This window comes from Arthrobacter sp. P1_C12_2 (assembly GCF_056406415.1).
In genome coordinates this window covers 175,442-192,376 of sequence record NZ_JBFUAF010000001.1, presented here as the reverse complement: position 1 = coordinate 192,376, position 16,935 = coordinate 175,442, and the positions used below count along the sequence as shown (strand labels likewise).

The window sequence follows — 16,935 nt, the reverse complement described above, 5'->3', positions numbered from 1 at the left end:
TGCGGAGCCGCCGTGGGGCCAAACCAGGAACGCCTGAGACCTTGGGCAGCTCTGCGAGCTCACCGGTTTGGCCTCATTGCGTCCACCAGGATGGGTGCCCGCCATTTACTGCGGACGCAGAGCGTCGCAAGAAAATCGTCAGGCAGCATCGGCAGGAACGTCGCAGTCCCTGCCTTGCCCTTCCATAGTGCACAGCGCCGCGCGGGCGGCTCAAGCCAGATGGCCAAAAATTGTGCGTGAGACTCATCACAGCCGCCGGGCGGGAACGTCGACGGCGACGCTCGAGTCCAGCGTGGACGGTCCAGTGCCGACTAGTGGCGGGCCCGCTTCGGCCGAAAGCGCGGCAGGAGCGTGTGCATGCGGCTCAGGCCCCGGGCGGGAGCGCGAGTGACCGGCACCGGCCCGCCGGGCTCCGGTCCGGCTGCGGCAGCGGCCCGTCCGTACCGGGCGGCCAGYGGCGCGGCGCTGAGACCGTGGGCCAGAACGCTGAGCAGTACTGTGGCCGCGATGACGGCCACAGCCTGATCGGACACTGGTCCGAGGGCTTCCAACGCCAGCAGCGCGAACACGAGGGAAGCCAGGCCCCGCGGCCCGAACCAGCCCACGAACAGGACGGTGGACCGGTCGAGGCCGGCACCAATCAAGGCCAGCGCTACCGGCAGCATGCGCACCACCGTGAGGCTGAGCACGGCATACGCGATGGTCAGGGGGAGGGAGTGCGCCAGCATGATCGGCACGGTGATGGCTCCGAAAGCCAGCCACACGAGCAGCGACACCAGGCCGCTCATCTGCTCAACGAAGGCCAGTTCGGCCGGCGCCCTTTCCCCGGCGCAGGTGCCGAACGCCAGCCCGGCGCAGAATGCAGCGACAAATCCGTTGCCGCCCACGGCGAGAGCGCCACTGTAGGCGAGAAGGCTCAGGGCAAGGACGCCGATGCCGGCGAAGTCCTCGGCTGCGGTCCCGCGCCGGCGGCCCAGCTGCAGCAGCCATCCGCCCGCGGCGCCAGCCGCTGTGCCGACACCTGCGCCGACGAGCAGCTCCACGGCCGCGCTGCCTGGGCCTTCGGCGCTCTCCAGACCTGCCGCGGCGGCCGCGCCGGCGATCGCCAACATGACGACCGGGGTGGCGATGCCGTCGTTGAGGCCGCTCTCGACCGTGATCAGCTGGCGGATCCTCGACGGCACCGCCGGATTCGTCACCACGGGGATTCCGAGTGCGGCGTCGGTGGGGGCCAGCGCCGCACCGACGAGGAGGGCCAGCCAGAACCCGAACTGGGGAAAGAACCAGGCGGCCAGGACCCACCCGAACACAATCGTCAGCGGCAGGCCGACTCCCAGCAGCCGCACATAGCGGCCCACGTCCCGGCGCAATTGCTGGAGCGGCAGGCGGGCGGCGTCGGAGAAGAGCACCCACACCAGGGTGACCTCGACAACCGGGGTGATGCTCGCCAGGGGCGACGGGCCATGGACCAGCCCGGACCAAGCCATTGCTGCGCCGAGAGCGGTGAACACAATAGGAGCGGTCAGGTCCGCCTGCTGCAGCTGCGCCGAAACCAGCGCCCACGCGAACAGGACGGCGGTGATGAGGACGACGACCGTCAGCTCCATGACGGATCTGCGCTCGCTTCCGTGGGCGCCGCCTCGAACGCGTCGGAACCGGCCATGCTCAATTTTAGGCCGGGTTGGCCTTTCAGGGCCGGTGTCCAAAGTCCCTACGGCAGGGAATGGGCCGCCGGAGGATCAGGTGTCGGCTCTGACCGCCCGGGGGCCCGCGACCGAGCCGCGGCGGATCAGCTCGGCCGTGAACACCGGTGCGGCCGCTGGTGCCTTCCGGTCTTCGATCTGCCGGATGAGGGCCGACGCGGCCGCAACGCCCATGTCATAGACCGGCTGCGCGATGACCGTGAGCGGGGGAGTGGTGAGGCGGGTCCAGGCGAAGTCGTCATACATGAGGAAGGAAACATCTTCGGGAATTGAGAGGCCGAGCTCGTGGATGGCTTCAACTACGCTGAGGCCGATCAACCCGTCGGAGGCGATGATCGCCGTCGCCGGGTCCGGACGCTGCACCAGTTCGCGGGTGATCTTCTTGATCGACTCGTCGTCGCCGGCGTTGAGGCGGATCAGATCGACGGGCAGGTCCACACCCGCGTCATCGAACGCGCGCTTCATGCCGTCGCGCCGGTCCGAGATCTGGGACGAATCCAGCTGCTGGCCGTCCTGGTACGGCCCGGCTGTTTTGAGCGTGGAGACGAATGCGATCCTCCGGTGGCCGGACCTGAGCAGGTAGCTCGTGGACTCATACGAGATGTCCTCCATGTCCACAGCCACGGTATCGACGTCGAGCCCCGGCGCCTTGCGGTCCAGGAGCACCAGCGGCCGGCCGGATTCGTGAACGCGCCGCAAATGTTGCGTCTCGACGGATGACGCCGGCGCCACGATCAGGCCGTCAACGCGCTTGTCCAGGAGCACCCTGACAGCATCGATTTCCGCCTCGGTATCCTCATCCGTGTTGATCAGGATGACATGGAATCCACTGCGCTTTGCGGTGTCCGTAATGCCCCGTGTTGCCAGGCCGAAATGGGGGTTTTCGATGTCACCGACCACCACCCCGATAGTGTGCGATTTTCCCGTGTTCATGCTGCGGGCGAGCTCGTTGGGCCGGTACTCCAGCTCTTCGGCAGCGGCCAGCACCCGCTCACGCACGTCGTCGCTCACGGCACCGTAGTTGCCCAGGGCGCGGGCCGCCTGGGCCTTGGAAACCTGGGCGGCTCTTGCGACGTCGGCGACAGTGACATCGCGGCGCCGGGAAGCATCACTATTCATTACGGCCTTTCGTAGCGGACCCTTGACGCCTCATGTGGCTTCGATTACATTTCTAGCAATCGATGTGAGTCCGGTCTCAATCCTAGGGACTGAGACCGGACTCAGCAAGACTCCCGTCGACAAAGTCCGCATCACGGGGGCCCACGACCCACCTAGTCCGCCCCTCACTCCCACGATTGGAAACGCTGTGAAAACAGGAAACATAATGCGCCCCGGGGCGCTCATCGCCGTTGCTGTTGCCGCGGTCCTGGCACTGTCCGGCTGCGGCGGCAGCTCGTCCGCCTCGTCGGCGCCGGCGGACAACCCCTACGGCCTGATTGAGCCCGGCACCATTCGCGTTGCCAGCCTGGGGGACTCGAAGCCCTATGCCTTCGCCGATGCACAGGGCAACTTCACCGGCTTCGACGTCGAACTCTTCAAGGACGTCRCCCACCGCGCCGGAGTCGACAAGGTCGTCTTCACCGGGCAGGACTTCTCCGGGCTCCTCGCAGCCGTCTCCAACGGCCAGTTCGACGCCGGCGTTGCGGCGATCGGCATCACTGACAAGCGCAAACAAACCGTCGATTTCTCCGACGGCTACCTAGCCGGCTACCTGACCGTCATCACCACGAAGACCTCAGGCATCACCAGTGCCGACGGCCTCGGCGGCAAGCGCCTCGGCGTCGTGCAGGGGACGCTGCAGGAGGCCTACGCCGTCAAGAACTTCACCTCCGCGAACCTGGTGCGCTTCCCGGACAACAACACCGCAATCTCCGCAGTGAACAGCGGATCCGTCGATGCGCACTTCCTGGATTACGAGGCCGCCAAGGCCTATCAGGAACAGTATGGACTGGTCAGCGCCGCGGACATCCCGTCATTCGATGCTCCCGCCGGCTTCGCCGTGGCAAAGGGCAAGACCGCCTTCGCCGACGCCCTCAACAAGGGCCTGGCCGCTGCCATGGAGGACGGCACGTGGAAGAAGCTGTACCAGAAGTGGTTCCCCGGCTCCCCGATGCCCGAGCAGTACCTGCCCAAGGCCGAGCAGACGGCAAGCCCGACGCCCAGCAAGTAAACAGCCCCGCAAGCACCCGCAAGCACACCTCTGGCACCCAGCCCGGCTGCCGCCTGACCGGGCGGGCCGCACTGCGCGGCCCGCCCGGGAACCACAAGCTACCTACGTCTGAGAGCAACCATGGACTGGTTAAGCACCATCACCCGCACTTTCTTCGACTTCGGCGCAATGGCCGAGGTCCTGCCCCAGCTTCTGGGAGTCGGTCTCCTCAACACCCTCATCATCTCCATTGCAGCAACGATCATCGGCGTCGCCCTCGGCATGGTGGTCGCGGTGATGGGGATTTCCCCCTCGCGGTGGCTCCGAGTTCCCGCCCGGATCTACACGGACCTGTTCCGCGGACTCCCGGCCATCCTCACCATCCTGCTGATCGGCCAGGGCTTCGCCCGCTTCAGCCAGTCGATCTTCGGCCCCTCGCCCTACCCCTTGGGAATCATCGCCCTGAGCCTGATCGCCAGCGCCTACATCGGTGAAATCTTCCGCGCCGGCATCCAGAGCGTCGACAAAGGCCAGGGCGAGGCCTGCCGTGCACTGGGCATGAGCTACGCAAAATCCATGGCCCTCGTGGTGGTCCCGCAAGGCGTCCGCAGGGTCCTGCCGGCACTGGTGAACCAGTTCATCGCGATCGTCAAGGACTCCTCGCTGGTCTACTTCCTGGGCCTGCTGGTCACCGAACGCGAACTCTTCCGCGTGGGCCAGGACGCCGCGGTCCTCTCCGGCAACCTCTCACCCCTGGTCATGGCAGGCATCTTCTACCTGCTGATCACGGTTCCCCTGACCCATCTGGTCAACTACTTCGACAACCGCTTCCGCACCGGCCGCCGCCGCCCCGCCGCGCCCAGCAGCGGGCTGAAGGAAGTCAAAGAACTCGCCGCGGCCTCACCGCTGACCACCCGGAGTAACACATGAGCCTCGCCAGCAACACCGCCAGCACCAGCACCAGCGCCACCAGAAACACAGCCCCGGACATCGAGACCTTCCACGGCTCCAGCCTGGAACTGAAAATCCTCACCATGGCCTACGGCGACATCGACGTGCTGCGCAACGTCAGCCTCAGCGTCGCCCCGGGCACCACCACCTGCATCATCGGGCCCTCCGGCTCCGGCAAGTCCACCCTCCTTCGCGGGGTCAACCGGCTGCACGAACCCAAGAGCGGGGACGTGCTCCTCGCCGGCGAGAGCGCGCTGGGGGTCAAACCGGACATCCTGCGCAGCCGCATCGGCATGGTTTTCCAGCACTTCAACCTCTTTCCGGACCACACGGCCCTCGAGAACGTGGCCCTGGCACTCTGGAGCGTCAAGGGCATGCCCAAGGCCGAAGCCCGGGAACGCGCCCGGCGCCGCCTCGCCGAGGTCGGCCTCGCCGAACGCGCCGATCACCGGCCCCGGGACCTCTCCGGCGGACAGCAGCAGCGCGTCGCGATCGCCCGCGCCCTGGCCATGGAACCGGAGGTCATGCTCTTTGACGAGGCCACCAGCGCCCTTGATCCGGAACTGGTCAAGGGCGTGCTGAACCTCATGGCGGGCCTGGGGCGCCGCGGCATGACCATGCTGGTGGTCACCCATGAGATGGGCTTCGCCCGCAAAGTTGCCGACCAGGTTGTCTTCATGGACGAGGGCGAAGTTGTCGAGTCCGGCACGCCGGCCGAACTCTTCGACAACCCCCAAAGCGAACGCCTGCAGCGCTTCCTCTCGGAAGTGCTCTGATGGAGACCCTGAAGGGAAACACTGCACCGGCCCCCATCCGGACCGCCGTCGTCGGCTTCGGAATCTCGGGCAAGGTCTTCCACGCACCGCTGATTTCGGCGGATCCCGGCTACTCGCTGGACGTCATCGTCACGGCGGATCCGGACCGCGTCGCAGAGGCGGCAAGGCTCTACCCGGACACCCGGATCGTCCCGACGCCGGAGGCCCTGTTCGCCCTCACCGGGGACCTTGACCTGGTGGTCCTCGGCACGCCGCCTGTCACGCATTTCGACTTGGCGGCCGCTGCCATCGCCCACGGCCTGCACGTGGTGGTGGACAAACCGTTCGTCACGACGTCGGCCCACGGTGCCGAACTCATCGCGCGGGCGGCCGGCGCCGGCGTGCAGCTGACGGTATTTCAGAACCGGCGCTGGGATGCCGACTTCCTGACGCTACAAAAGCTCGTCCGGGAAGGAGCCCTGGGTGAGGTCCGCAGCTTCGAATCGCGCTTTGAGTGGTGGAGGCCGGAGGGCTTCGGGAACTGGCGGGACACCGCCGCGGTGTCCGACGGCGGGGGCATCCTCAACGACCTCGGCGCCCATCTGATCGACCAGGCCATCCAGCTGTTCGGGCCTGTGGCGCGCAGCTACGGGGAGACCGCGAACCACGGCCGGTCCGGAGCCGACACCGAGGCCTTCGTGTCCCTGCTCCACGAATCCGGCGTCCGGTCACGGCTCTGGATGAACGGCATGGCACCCCAAGTTGGCCCGCGCTACCACGTCCTGGGCTCCGAGACTGGCTACACGAAATGGGGCCTAGACAGCCAGGAACCGGCGCTCGCGGCCGGCATGCGGCCCACGGCCCCGGGCTACGGCGTCGAACCCCAAACCCACTGGGGGTCCTTGGACATCGACGGCGACCTGCAGCCAATCGCGCCTGAAACCGGCGCCTATCCGCTGTTCTATGCACAGCTCGCTTCTGCCCTCCGTGGCGGCGGCCCGCCTCCGGTCACTGCCTCGGAGTCCCTTGAAGTCCTGAAGATCATCGAAGAAATCCACGCCCTCGCCTGAATTCCGGCTCCGCGCGTGCACCATCAATTCCTGAGAAAGAGAGTTCATATGTCCTCCGCAGTTTCCGCCAAGCGTGTCGCCGTCATCGGCGGCGGGATCCTGGGCGTTTCCACCGCCGTCCACCTGCTCCGCCACGGCGCCTCGGTTGTGCTGCTGACCGAACGTGGCCTCGCCAGCCAAGCCACCGGCCGCTCGCTCTCCTGGCTGAACTCCGCCGGAGAACGGTCCACCCCGTACCACCAGCTCCGGGTCGCCGGCGTGGACCGCTACCGCACCCTCTTTGCCGCGGACTCCGGCCGGGACTGGCTGCAGTTCGGCGGCGGCCTCATGTGGAACGCCACCGGACAGGAAGCCGCCACGGAAGCCCGCCACGGCTACGAGAAATCCATTGGCTATGACTCCAAGCTCCTGGCCCCTGGACAGATTTCCGCAACCACCCCCGGGATCGATCCGGACGCCGTGCCGGAGAACGCCATCTTCAATCCCGGTGAGGGCTGGGTCAGCCTGCCCCATCTGGTGGACTTCCTGATGGAGGAATTCCACTCCCTGGGCGGCGAACTCGTCCTCAACGCCGGCAAGGCGTCGGTTACTGTCGACGGCGGCCGGGCCACCGGCGTCGAGACGGCCGCAGGCGTTACCTACGCGGTAAACGCCGTGCTGGTGGCCTGCGGTGCCGCAACGCCCGCCGTCGTCGCACCCCTCGGCGTCGATATCCCCAACGGTTCCCCGGTCTCCATGCTGGTGCTGACCAAACCCGTGGACCACGAGCTGAAGGCCGTGCTGAACACCCCGCGGGCCGCCGTCCGGCCCAACCCCGGAAACACCCTTGCCCTGGACCACGACTGGTATGAAGGCCACATCACCGAACACGCCGACGGCTTCTTCAGCATCCCCGATGAAGTGGTCCAGGAACTCGCCGATGAGGCATCCAAGCTGATCGCCGGCAACCCCGATCTCAAACCGGCGTCCTGGAAGATCGGCTACAAACCCATCCCGGGCGACGGCGAGCCGGTCCTCGGTGAACTTGGCCAGGTGCCCGGCTGCTTCGTGGCCTTCACGCACTCGGGCGCCACGCTCGGCCTCATCGCGGGCGAACTTCTCGCGGGCGAGATCATGACCGGCACGAGGCACCCGATGCTGGCCACCTTCCGGCCGGGACGCTTCTCGTAGCCTGAGCTGGAACCAGAGCCTGAGCTGGTGGGGAGAGTCCGGTCCAGCCAGGCAATGATCGCCCGACCAATGCCCCGTTTGATGCGTCAACACGCATCAAACGGGGCATTGTCAGGTCAGGAAGATCAGCTGGGCTCTCCGGTGTACGCAGCTTTCGAGGTGATTTCCGGCGTTTCCGATGATTCGGGGGCGGCGGCCTGCCACGCGGTGCCCAGTACAGCGGTCAAAGCCATGGCGGCCAACGCCGACTTAAGTCCGGTTCGGCCGGTGGCCAGCGGGGCGATGGGGCGGTAGACGATCATCAGGGTCCTCCTTGGGGCGGGTGTTCCTGTAATCACTTTCCTGCGCGGGGATTACAGGGAGCTTTGGGAATCCTTTGCCCCCGCTGTGCACGTCGCCGCGATTCCCTGGCCGGCGCTCGGGGGCTACGGGCTACGGGCTGGGGGAGGGGCTGGGACTGGGGGACCCGGTCCCGGATGGGCTGGCGGTGCTCCCGGGTTGCGTGGGTGATGGGGTGCCGGAGGCAGTCCCGGATCCGGGCGTCGCGGGCATGTATGACTGGTATTCAGGCAGCGTGGAGTCGAGGACCGGGAGCTGCACCTCGGCCGACGTGCCTGTGGAGTCCTCGCTCACCCGGACCGTGACCATGGATCCGGGGGATCCCTCGGTTGGGTCCAGCATCATGGCCGGTGGTTGGGCCAGGGAGGTTTCACCGTTGGCCTTGACCGGAATCGACACCTTCGGCCCGGAAGCGCCCGAAATGGTGACGACCGCGTCCTTAGCGGACGTGTTGAAAACGGTGCCCATGATCCGTCCGGGTTGTTCCGCCCCGTGGGAGAGGATGAGCATGTCCGCGAGCTTGATCGGACCGACCACGGTGTTGATCCCGTTGGTCGCCGACGTGATTTTTGCGGTTTCTGCGGGATTGTCGGAGGAGCAGCCGGTTCCCGTCAGAAGTAGCACCCCCAGCGTGAGGGCGGCCATCGCAGATCTGATTCCTGCCAGCAGGGTTGTGGGCGCCACGGCCGGCTCCTCTCGGCAGAAAGCTGTCCGGTCACCTCCGATTATCGTCCGGGTCGGCGCCAAAATCGAGACAACGTGTAAAGAGGTCAGGGAGCAGAAAACTCTTGACGCGCAGCCGTCGCGGAGTCATATTTAACACATCGGTTAATTAGCAGAAGTGTTAAATACGAAGGGCGCATCTCGATGCCAACCGATCGGCTCAGCCTCATCTTCTCGGCGCTCGCCGACCCCACCCGCCGGGCTATCCTGGCCCGGCTGGCGGAGGGCGAAGCCACCGTGAACCAGTTGGCCGAGCCCTTCGACATCAGCCTTCCGGCGGTCTCCCGCCATCTCAAGGTCCTGGAAGCCGCCGGGCTGATCACCCGGAGCCGGAATGCGCAGTGGCGCTCCTCGAAACTCGAGGCCGCGCCCCTGCGCGAGGTTGCCGACTACATGGAAGAGTACAGGCGCTTCTGGGATGCCAGCTTCAGCCGTCTCGATGCGCATTTGCGAAAGATCCAGCAAGTTCCCAAGAATCAGGAGCCAGGCAATGAACACGCAGCAGAACACCCGTGAGTCCCACACCCTCACCATGACCAGGGAGTTCGATGCTCCCCGCGAACTGGTCTTCGATGCCTTCACCGATCCGGACCAGCTCGCCGCCTGGTTCGGCCCCGTGGGCGTGGACTCGCCCCGGGACCGGATCGTGGTCGAACCCCGTGTCGGTGGCGCGTGGCGGCTGGTCATGGTCTACGAGGAGGACGGCGTCGCCAAGGAGGGGCCGATCGATGCCGTGATCTCCGTGTACGACCCGCCGTCGCTCCTGGTGGCCACCCAGCGGGCGGCGCCCGACGACGGCGGTACCCGCCGGCCCGAAATGCGGCTTGAGTTCGAGGATCTCGGGGGCCGGACCCGGCTGCACCTCACCCAAGGCCCATTCGCCAGCGCCGAATGGCTGGAAATGACCCGCGAGGGCTGGAGCACCTCCTTCACCAAGCTCGACAAGCTTCTGGCTTAGACGCGGATGAACCCCGGAGGAGGAATTGCTTACTGATTTGCGGCTAGGAATGCCCCTATTTCCCGCAAATAGGAGATTATGGAGTCATGCCGAAAATTCGCATATCCGAAGCAGCACGTTTTCTCGGGGTCAGTGACGACACCGTCCGGCGCTGGACCGAGAACGGGATCCTGACCCCGGTCAAGGATGACTCCGGCCGGCTGGCCGTGGACGGCCTGGAACTTGCCCACCTCGCCCGCGACCAGGCCCAGCTTCCCGAAGACCCCACCAAGGTGGGCCGCTCTGCCCGCAACCGGTTCGTCGGTCTGGTCACCGGCATCACCGCAGACAAAGTCATGGCACAGGTTGAACTGCAGTGCGGGCCCTTCCGCGTCGTGTCCCTGATGAGCAGCGAGGCCGTCCGTGAACTGGGTCTGGAGCTTGGATCCGTCGCGACAGCCGTGGTCAAAGCCACCACTGTCATCATCGAAACGCCCCACGGAAAGAGCATCATATGAGGATGCCCCGCAAGCGCGTCACCGCAATGCTGCTTGCCAGCGCCCTGGCAGCGGGCCTGGCCGGCTGCGCCGCGGCCCCCTCCGGTGCAGCCGGAACCGCCAGCGCTGGGGCCAGCGAGACCGCCAAGCTGTCCGGAGCGATCACCGTCTTCGCGGCGGCCTCGCTGAAGTCGACCTTCACCAAGCTGGCCAGCGACTTCGAGGCGAAGAACGCCGGCACCAAGATCACGCTGAACTTTGCAGGGTCCTCGGATCTGGTCACGCAGATCACCCAGGGCGCCCCGGGCGACGTCTTTGCCTCCGCCGACACCAAGAACATGACCAAGCTGACCGATGCGAAACTGATCGACGGTGCCCCGGTCAACTTCGCCACAAACGTCCTGGAGATCGCGGTTCCGCCGTCCAATCCGGCATCGATCAGCACTTTCGCCGACCTCGCCAGGCCCGGCGTGAAGGTGGTGGTCTGCGCACCGCAGGTTCCCTGCGGCGCCGCGACGGTTACCGTCGAAAAAGCCGCCGGCACCACCCTGGCGCCGGTCAGCGAGGAATCGTCCGTCACGGATGTCCTGGGCAAGGTCACCTCCGGTGAGGCCGACGCCGGATTGGTCTATGTCACGGACGTCAAGACCGCCGGCGACAAGGTCAAAGGCATCCCCTTCGCCGAGTCGGACCAGGCCGTGAACACCTATCCGATCGCCACGGTCGGCACGAGTAAGAACAAGGAGCTCGCCGCTGCCTTCATCGCCACGGTCACCGGCAGCGAGGGCAAGAAAGTCCTGAGCGACGCCGGATTCGGCAGCCCGTAAACCACATGCACAGACGCAGCGGCACCGGGTACACCGGCATCCCGGCATGGATTTACGCCATCGCGGCGGCAGGGGCAGTCTTCGTCCTGCTGCCGCTGGTGGCGATGGTGGCCAGGGTCAACTGGTCCCAGTTCATCCCGCTGATCACCTCCGAATCCTCCCTGACCGCCCTGGGCCTGAGCCTGCGTACCTCCGCGGCGAGCACCGCCTCCTGCATCGTCCTCGGCGTGCCCCTGGCACTCATCCTTGCCCGGAGCCCCTTCCCCGGCCAGCGGCTGCTCCGGGCCTTCGTCCTGCTGCCCCTGGTCCTGCCTCCCGTGGTGGGAGGCATCGCCCTGCTCTACACGTTCGGCCGCCAGGGACTCCTGGGCAAGAGCCTCGAGCTGGCTGGAATCCAGATCGCCTTCTCCACCACCGCCGTCGTCCTCGCGCAGACCTACGTTGCCCTGCCGTTCCTGGTGGTCAGCCTCGAAGGGGCCTTGCGCACCGCCGGCAACAAATACGAGGCGGTCGCCGCGACGCTCGGGGCACGCCCGAGCACCGTGCTGCGCCGGGTGACCCTCCCGCTGGTGCTGCCCGGCCTGGCCTCCGGCGCCGTCCTGTCCTTCGCCCGCAGCCTGGGAGAATTCGGCGCCACCCTGACCTTCGCCGGCAGCCTGCAGGGCGTCACCCGCACCCTCCCGCTGGAGATCTATTTGCAACGCGAAACCGACGCCGACGCCGCCGTCGCGCTCTCTCTCCTGCTGGTCGCTGTGGCGGTGGCCGTCGTCGGGCTTTCCTACCGGCGCCCGCGCCTTGGCGTGGCACCGGAAGGGGCATTCCGGTGACGTTTCAGCTGGATGCAACTCTTGCCGCACGGGGCTTCGAGGTCTCCCTCAGCCTCGGGCCGGCCGAGACCGTCGCCATCCTCGGGCCCAACGGGGCCGGTAAATCGACGCTCCTCTCGATCATCTCCGGCCTGCTGCGCCCGGACGCGGGCAAGGCCACGATCGGCGAAAAAGTCCTCTTCGACCTGAGCGCGGACAACAGCATCTGGCGCGCCCCGCACACCAGAGGCACCGCCCTGCTGGCCCAGGAAGCCCTCCTGTTTCCCCACCTCAGCGCACTGGACAACGTCGCGTTCGGGCCCCGCAGCGCCGGCGCGTCCAGCGCGGCGGCCAGGACAACCGCGATGCACTGGCTCACCGAGGTCGACGCCGACTCCCTCGCCTCGCGGCGCCCCGGGCAGCTCTCGGGCGGACAGGCCCAGCGTGTGGCCGTTGCCCGTGCCCTCGCCGCCGATCCGGACCTGCTGCTCCTCGACGAGCCCATGGCCGCGCTCGACATCCATGCGGCACCACTGCTCCGCCGGCTCCTCAAACGCGTTCTCGCCGGCCGCCGGGCCATCATCATCACCCACGACATCCTTGACGCCCTCATGCTGGCCGACAGGGTGATCGTCCTCGAGGAGGGCCGGATCACCGAACAGGGCCCCACCCGCGAAGTCCTCGAAAAACCGCGCAGCCGGTTCGCCGCCGGCCTGTCCGGGCTGAACCTTGTGGCCGGCACCGTCAGCGAGGCCGGCGTCACCACCGCCCAGGGCATGGTCGTCGCGGGCCACCGGGACGGCCCCATCGAGCCCGGGCAGGACGGTGTAGGGGTCTTTCCGCCTTCGGCGGTGTCGGTGTTCCTCACCGAGGAGCACGGCAGTCCGCGAAACTCGTTCCAGGTGGTAATCACGGACCTGGAGCCGCACGGCGACCAGATCCGTGTCCGTGCAGGACGACTCTCCGCCGACATCACCCCGGCCGCGTCAGCCGATCTCGGCCTCACCCCCGGAATGACCGTCTACTTCGTTATCAAGGCCGCCGCCATCGCCATCTACCCGGCCTAGAAAGCCCCCGGGAAGCGGTCCGAACGCGGTATCGCGGTGGAGGGCCGGCCTACCGGCGTTCCGGTCGGCGGGGTAGTCTCGGTGCCGGGCGCTGCCGGCGCTGACCGATTCTGGGAGGAAAGGGAAAGCTATGACTGGGAAGTATGTGGCGACGTCGACCGTCACCATCAAGGCGCCCGCAAGCGGCGTATGGTCCGTGATCACCGACCCTGGCGCCGTCAAGGAGTTCATGTTCGGCACTGATGTCGTGACGGACTGGACGGTGGGCGGACCCATTGTGTGGCGCGGCGTTTGGGACGGCAAGGAGTACGAGGACAGGGGCAGCGTCCTGGAGTTTGAACCCGACCGGCGGCTCGTCGTCACGCACTTCAGCCCGCTGAGCGGCCAGGAGGATGTGCCCGAGAACTATCACACGCTCACCTGGACGCTCGAGGACCAGTCCGGCGCCACGCAGCTGACGCTCTCGCAGGACAACAACGCCACTGCCGAGGAAGCCGCGCACTCGAAGGGCATGTGGGACAGCCTTGTGACGAGCGTGAAGGGGATCGCCGAGCGGGACTAGCCCGTTCCGGCGGCGCGGGTCCGGTTCGGCGGTGGCCGCTACGGCAGCCGCGACGGGCGCAGCAGCGTGGGGATGCCGGCCTGCCCGGGGTCGAGCGGCACGGGGCTGACCAGCACGGCCGGCCCGCGACTCAAAAAGCCGTTCGAGAGCGGCTGGCAGCGCACGCCTCCGCGCCCGCGCATGGCGGCGTGCGCGCCCGGGGCAAGCATCCGGTCCATCCAGGCGCAGGGGTGGGCTGGCCGTCCGGCCCGGAGCCGGGCCACGTCCCCCCTCGATTCGAGCGCGAAGTCTTCGCCGAGCAGGGGAGCGAGGTGGGCGCCCCTGAGGACGACATTGCGCCGGGTCAGGAGCGGGTCAAAGGGCTCGGCTCCCAGCTCCCCGGCCATCGCCTCGAGGGCTTCGATCGAGACGAGGGTGACGGCGGCGTCCATGTGCGCGGCCTTGCCGAAGAACCGGTCGCCGACGATGCCCTTGCCCGCCACCACTTCGACTCTGTCCGCGTCCACTGTGGGGACTTGGGCTGCACCATCGCGTGCGCGGCCAAAGTAGGCGTGGGCCGGCGAGACGAGGAGGTGCAGGACCTCGACGTCGTACCTGTAGCTTGCCATCATGCCCTAAAACTATCCTCCATCCCGGCGTCCGGGCACCTCGACGGTCCCGGGGGTGGCGTCGCTTGCGGCCGCGGCGCGCGAATTCGCCGGAAACCCGCGGGCTCGCCGTAACCTTCCGGCGAATTGGTGGGTCTCCGGCGAACTCGGCGGGGATTGACACCCCTGAACGGCCGGACTATTCTACAACCAAATGGTTGTAGATCAGCTCCGGGCCCAGCTCAATGACGAGGAACTCGACCGCCTGTTCCAGGCGTTCGCCGACACGACCCGCCGGGACATCGTGCGCCGGGTGACAGTGGGCGAGTACTCGGTCTCCGGGCTCGCTGCCCTCTACGCCATGAGTTTCGCGGCCGTCCAGAAGCATGTGGCGGTGCTGGAACGCGCTTCCCTTGTCTCCAAGGAGAAGCGGGGAAGGGAGCAGATTGTGCGGGCCAACCACGACGGACTGCAGCGGGCCCGCCGGCTGCTGGACGACTACGAGGTCATCTGGCGGCAGCGGGCCGACCGGATCGCAGACCTGCTCGCCGAAACAGCCACCACAGAACCTGACAAGACACAGACAGGCAACCGACCAACCAAAAACACGCAAAGCAACAAATCTGAAGGATAGGAAGGGTTCGTCATGACGGTTATCAGTTCAGTCAAGAATCTTGAGGCGCTGAGCCTCAGCGTGGTCGCCGAGTTCGACGCCGGAGTTGGGCGCGTCTGGCAAATCTGGGAAGACCCGCGCCTGCTCGAGCGCTGGTGGGGGCCGCCCACGTGGCCGGCCACCTTCGAGAAGCACGAATTCGTCCCGGGCGGCGAGGCCAGCTACTACATGACGGGACCCGAGGGGGAGAAGGCCCGCGGCTGGTGGCGGTTCGTGACCATCGACGCCCCGCACCGCCTGGAGTTCGATGACGGCTTCGCGGACGACAATGGTGACCCTGTGGCCGACATGGGCATCATCCACGGTCTTGTGACGCTGGAGCCAATCGGCGGCCGCACCCGAATGACCATCCTGTCCACGTTCGAGGCGGAGGAACAGATGGAGAAGATCGTCGCCATGGGCATGGAAGAAGGCATGCGGGAGGCGCTGGGCCAGGTCGACGCGATTCTCGTCGAGTCCGTCAACGCCTGACCTGCAACGCAAGCGGACGACGGCGGGAATCTCCCGCCGTCGTCCGCAAAGCCCTGTTCAGTCCTCCATTCGCGGCGGTAATATGCCCTGTGGCATTCACGCACGGTTACGCGGCGAACGGCGACCTCCGCATGTACTACGAGGTCCATGGCCATGCCCTGGCCGACCAGCCCCCGTTGCTGCTGATCCCCGGCGGAGGCTCGACCATCGAGACCAGCTTCGCCGGCCTCATCCCTGTGCTGCTGGCCGAGAGCCGCCAGGTGATCGCCGTCGATGAAGAAGGCCACGGCAGGACCGCGGCCACTGGCCGGCCGCTCACCGCCGAAGGCTCCGCCGGGGACGTCAAGGCGGTGCTGGATGAGCTCGGCGTGGACTCCGTGGATGTGCTCGGGTTCAGCGCCGGGGGCCACACCGCGCTGGCGCTCGCCATGAGGCATCCCTCCATGGTGAAGTGCCTGATTGCAGCCTCCACGTTCGTCAGCCGCGACGCCGTGGGCGATGAGTTCTGGGAGGGGATGGCGAAGGCCACCCTCGATGACATGCCGGAGGTGTACAAGGACGCGGATCGCCGGCTGAATCCGGAGCCCGGACACCTCGAGCGGATGTTCGAGCTGGACCGTCAACGGATCCTGACCTTCCCCGGCTGGCCGGACGAGGACCTGCGCCGCATCACGGCCCGCACCCTGGTGCTGAGCGCCGACCGCGACGTCGTCAGTGCTGAACACGCCGTGCACATGTCCCGCGTCATCCCGGGAGCACGGCTGATGATCGTGCCCGGCAGCCACGGTGATTACCTCGGCGAGCTGGGCGCCAGCGGCGGCGACCTGCGGGCAATGCGCACCGCCGTTCCGTACCTGCTGCGGTTCCTGGAGGAATAGGGGCGGTTAGTGCGCCGCCGGCGTCGGGGTCTCTGCCGCCGTCGCGGTCTCTTCTGGAGTGGACGTCCAGCGCTGCCGATGCAGCCGCTCAAAGCCGTCCAGGAGCAGATCGAGGGCGAACTCGAATTCGAACTGGTCATCGCACCCCGGACCCACCGCGGAGTCCTTGTGCGCCGAGGCGGTGGCGACCTTGAGGATGTTCGGATACCGCTCGGCCATCGACTGGAACATGGCCGCCTGGTCCTCCGGGGGAAGGGCGGCGAGCCCCGCGGTGCTCCCGCCGGCGGAGTCGTCGAACAGCTCCTGGGTGAACCCCCACATGCGGCTGCCGAGGGCATGCATGACGTGATGGGTGAGATCGACGGAGAAGCCTCCGGCCAGGAACATGCCGATGAACGAGTCCATGTAGCCAAGGACCGCGGGCGTCTTGTTGGTGCGGGATTCCAGCACCTGCCGGGCCCACGGGTGCCGCCGCAGTGCCGTCCGCGCCGAGAGCACACGCAGGCGCACGGCGGTCTTCCAGCCGGCATCGGGGACGGGAGGGTCGATCTCGCTGACAAGGGCGTCCACCATGCCGTCAAGGAGTTCCTCCTTGTTGGCCACATGCTTGTAGAGCGCCATCGGCACGACGCCGAGTTCCTGCGCCAGCCGGCGCATGCTCAGCGCCTCGATCCCCACCTGATCGGCCAGCGCGACGGCGGCAGCCAGTACGCGGTCCCGGCTCAACGGGATCCGGCGCGTGCGCTCCGCTTGCTGGGTCATCCGGCCAC

21 protein-coding genes are annotated in these 16,935 nt (G+C 67.1%); 15 read left to right on the top strand and 6 right to left on the bottom strand.

The window, feature by feature from the left end:
* Positions 1-311: 311 nt before the first annotated feature.
* On the bottom strand, positions 312-1,607 hold the full coding sequence (locus AC1DZQ_RS00915) for a cation:proton antiporter domain-containing protein (RefSeq protein WP_476961700.1): 1,296 nt from the start codon (positions 1,605-1,607) through the stop codon (positions 312-314).
* Positions 1,608-1,739: 132 nt separating this feature from the next.
* Complete coding sequence (locus AC1DZQ_RS00910) at positions 1,740-2,822, bottom strand: LacI family DNA-binding transcriptional regulator (protein WP_476961699.1); 1,083 nt, start codon at positions 2,820-2,822, stop codon at positions 1,740-1,742.
* Between the two features lie 205 nt (positions 2,823-3,027).
* Here AC1DZQ_RS00910 and AC1DZQ_RS00905 point away from each other — a divergent pair, with 205 nt between their 5' ends.
* From AC1DZQ_RS00905 to AC1DZQ_RS00885, 5 genes are all read left to right on the top strand, one after another.
* Entirely contained in the window at positions 3,028-3,873 is an 846-nt protein-coding gene (locus AC1DZQ_RS00905) for an ABC transporter substrate-binding protein (protein WP_476961698.1), read from the top strand.
* Positions 3,874-3,993: 120 nt separating this feature from the next.
* Positions 3,994-4,782, top strand: a complete 789-nt coding sequence (locus AC1DZQ_RS00900) for an amino acid ABC transporter permease (protein WP_476961697.1) — start codon at positions 3,994-3,996, stop codon at positions 4,780-4,782.
* A complete protein-coding gene (locus tag AC1DZQ_RS00895) occupies positions 4,779-5,579 on the top strand; it encodes an amino acid ABC transporter ATP-binding protein (protein WP_476961696.1) in 801 nt (266 codons plus the stop codon). Before AC1DZQ_RS00900 ends, AC1DZQ_RS00895 begins: the two co-directional genes overlap by 4 nt.
* Positions 5,579-6,628, top strand: coding sequence for a Gfo/Idh/MocA family protein (locus tag AC1DZQ_RS00890; RefSeq protein WP_476961695.1), 1,050 nt, complete (start codon positions 5,579-5,581; stop codon positions 6,626-6,628). The genes AC1DZQ_RS00895 and AC1DZQ_RS00890 overlap by 1 nt, the downstream gene beginning before the upstream one ends.
* A gap of 48 nt (positions 6,629-6,676) precedes the next feature.
* On the top strand, positions 6,677-7,798 hold the full coding sequence (locus tag AC1DZQ_RS00885) for an NAD(P)/FAD-dependent oxidoreductase (RefSeq protein ID WP_476961694.1): 1,122 nt from the start codon (positions 6,677-6,679) through the stop codon (positions 7,796-7,798).
* Positions 7,799-7,923: 125 nt separating this feature from the next.
* Here the strand turns inward: AC1DZQ_RS00885 and AC1DZQ_RS00880 are convergent, their stop codons facing one another.
* Both AC1DZQ_RS00880 and AC1DZQ_RS00875 read right to left on the bottom strand, forming a co-directional pair.
* Entirely contained in the window at positions 7,924-8,100 is a 177-nt protein-coding gene (locus AC1DZQ_RS00880; protein WP_476961693.1) for a hypothetical protein, read from the bottom strand.
* 130 nt (positions 8,101-8,230) lie between these two features.
* Positions 8,231-8,821 carry a hypothetical protein gene (locus AC1DZQ_RS00875; RefSeq protein ID WP_476961692.1) on the bottom strand — a complete coding sequence of 197 codons (591 nt, stop codon included), beginning with the start codon at positions 8,819-8,821 and terminating at the stop codon, positions 8,231-8,233.
* 183 nt (positions 8,822-9,004) lie between these two features.
* On the opposite strand from AC1DZQ_RS00875, the gene AC1DZQ_RS00870 reads away from it, so the two are divergent.
* The 7 genes from AC1DZQ_RS00870 (at position 9,005) to AC1DZQ_RS00840 (ending at position 13,556) form a co-directional block, all read left to right on the top strand.
* Positions 9,005-9,376 (top strand): ArsR/SmtB family transcription factor, encoded by a 372-nt coding sequence (locus tag AC1DZQ_RS00870; protein ID WP_476961691.1) that lies wholly within the window; start codon positions 9,005-9,007, stop codon positions 9,374-9,376.
* Positions 9,351-9,818, top strand: a complete 468-nt coding sequence (locus AC1DZQ_RS00865; RefSeq protein WP_476961690.1) for an SRPBCC family protein — start codon at positions 9,351-9,353, stop codon at positions 9,816-9,818. The genes AC1DZQ_RS00870 and AC1DZQ_RS00865 overlap by 26 nt, the downstream gene beginning before the upstream one ends.
* Before the next feature lie 86 nt (positions 9,819-9,904).
* Positions 9,905-10,315 (top strand): TOBE domain-containing protein, encoded by a 411-nt coding sequence (locus AC1DZQ_RS00860; protein ID WP_476961689.1) that lies wholly within the window; start codon positions 9,905-9,907, stop codon positions 10,313-10,315.
* A complete protein-coding gene (modA, locus tag AC1DZQ_RS00855) occupies positions 10,312-11,121 on the top strand; it encodes a molybdate ABC transporter substrate-binding protein (protein WP_476961688.1) in 810 nt (269 codons plus the stop codon). The genes AC1DZQ_RS00860 and modA overlap by 4 nt, the downstream gene beginning before the upstream one ends.
* Before the next feature lie 5 nt (positions 11,122-11,126).
* Positions 11,127-11,948, top strand: coding sequence for an ABC transporter permease (locus AC1DZQ_RS00850; protein WP_476961687.1), 822 nt, complete (start codon positions 11,127-11,129; stop codon positions 11,946-11,948).
* Positions 11,945-12,994, top strand: a complete 1,050-nt coding sequence (locus AC1DZQ_RS00845; protein ID WP_476961686.1) for a sulfate/molybdate ABC transporter ATP-binding protein — start codon at positions 11,945-11,947, stop codon at positions 12,992-12,994. The genes AC1DZQ_RS00850 and AC1DZQ_RS00845 overlap by 4 nt, the downstream gene beginning before the upstream one ends.
* Positions 12,995-13,124: 130 nt before the next feature.
* On the top strand, positions 13,125-13,556 hold the full coding sequence (locus AC1DZQ_RS00840) for an SRPBCC domain-containing protein (RefSeq protein ID WP_476961685.1): 432 nt from the start codon (positions 13,125-13,127) through the stop codon (positions 13,554-13,556).
* Positions 13,557-13,594: 38 nt separating this feature from the next.
* Here the strand turns inward: AC1DZQ_RS00840 and AC1DZQ_RS00835 are convergent, their stop codons facing one another.
* Complete coding sequence (locus AC1DZQ_RS00835) at positions 13,595-14,167, bottom strand: MOSC domain-containing protein (protein WP_476961684.1); 573 nt, start codon at positions 14,165-14,167, stop codon at positions 13,595-13,597.
* A 190-nt stretch (positions 14,168-14,357) separates the two neighbouring features.
* Here AC1DZQ_RS00835 and AC1DZQ_RS00830 point away from each other — a divergent pair, with 190 nt between their 5' ends.
* From AC1DZQ_RS00830 to AC1DZQ_RS00820, 3 genes are all read left to right on the top strand, one after another.
* Entirely contained in the window at positions 14,358-14,777 is a 420-nt protein-coding gene (locus AC1DZQ_RS00830) for an ArsR/SmtB family transcription factor (RefSeq protein ID WP_476961683.1), read from the top strand.
* A gap of 12 nt (positions 14,778-14,789) precedes the next feature.
* Positions 14,790-15,287, top strand: coding sequence for an SRPBCC family protein (locus AC1DZQ_RS00825; protein ID WP_476961682.1), 498 nt, complete (start codon positions 14,790-14,792; stop codon positions 15,285-15,287).
* Positions 15,288-15,376: 89 nt separating this feature from the next.
* The gene (locus tag AC1DZQ_RS00820) at positions 15,377-16,165 is read left to right on the top strand and encodes an alpha/beta fold hydrolase (protein ID WP_476961681.1); all 789 of its coding nucleotides are present in this window, start codon (positions 15,377-15,379) and stop codon (positions 16,163-16,165) included.
* A 6-nt stretch (positions 16,166-16,171) separates the two neighbouring features.
* On the opposite strand, the gene AC1DZQ_RS00815 is transcribed toward AC1DZQ_RS00820, so the two are convergent.
* Complete coding sequence (locus AC1DZQ_RS00815; RefSeq protein WP_476961680.1) at positions 16,172-16,927, bottom strand: TetR/AcrR family transcriptional regulator; 756 nt, start codon at positions 16,925-16,927, stop codon at positions 16,172-16,174.
* Positions 16,928-16,935 lie beyond the last annotated feature (8 nt).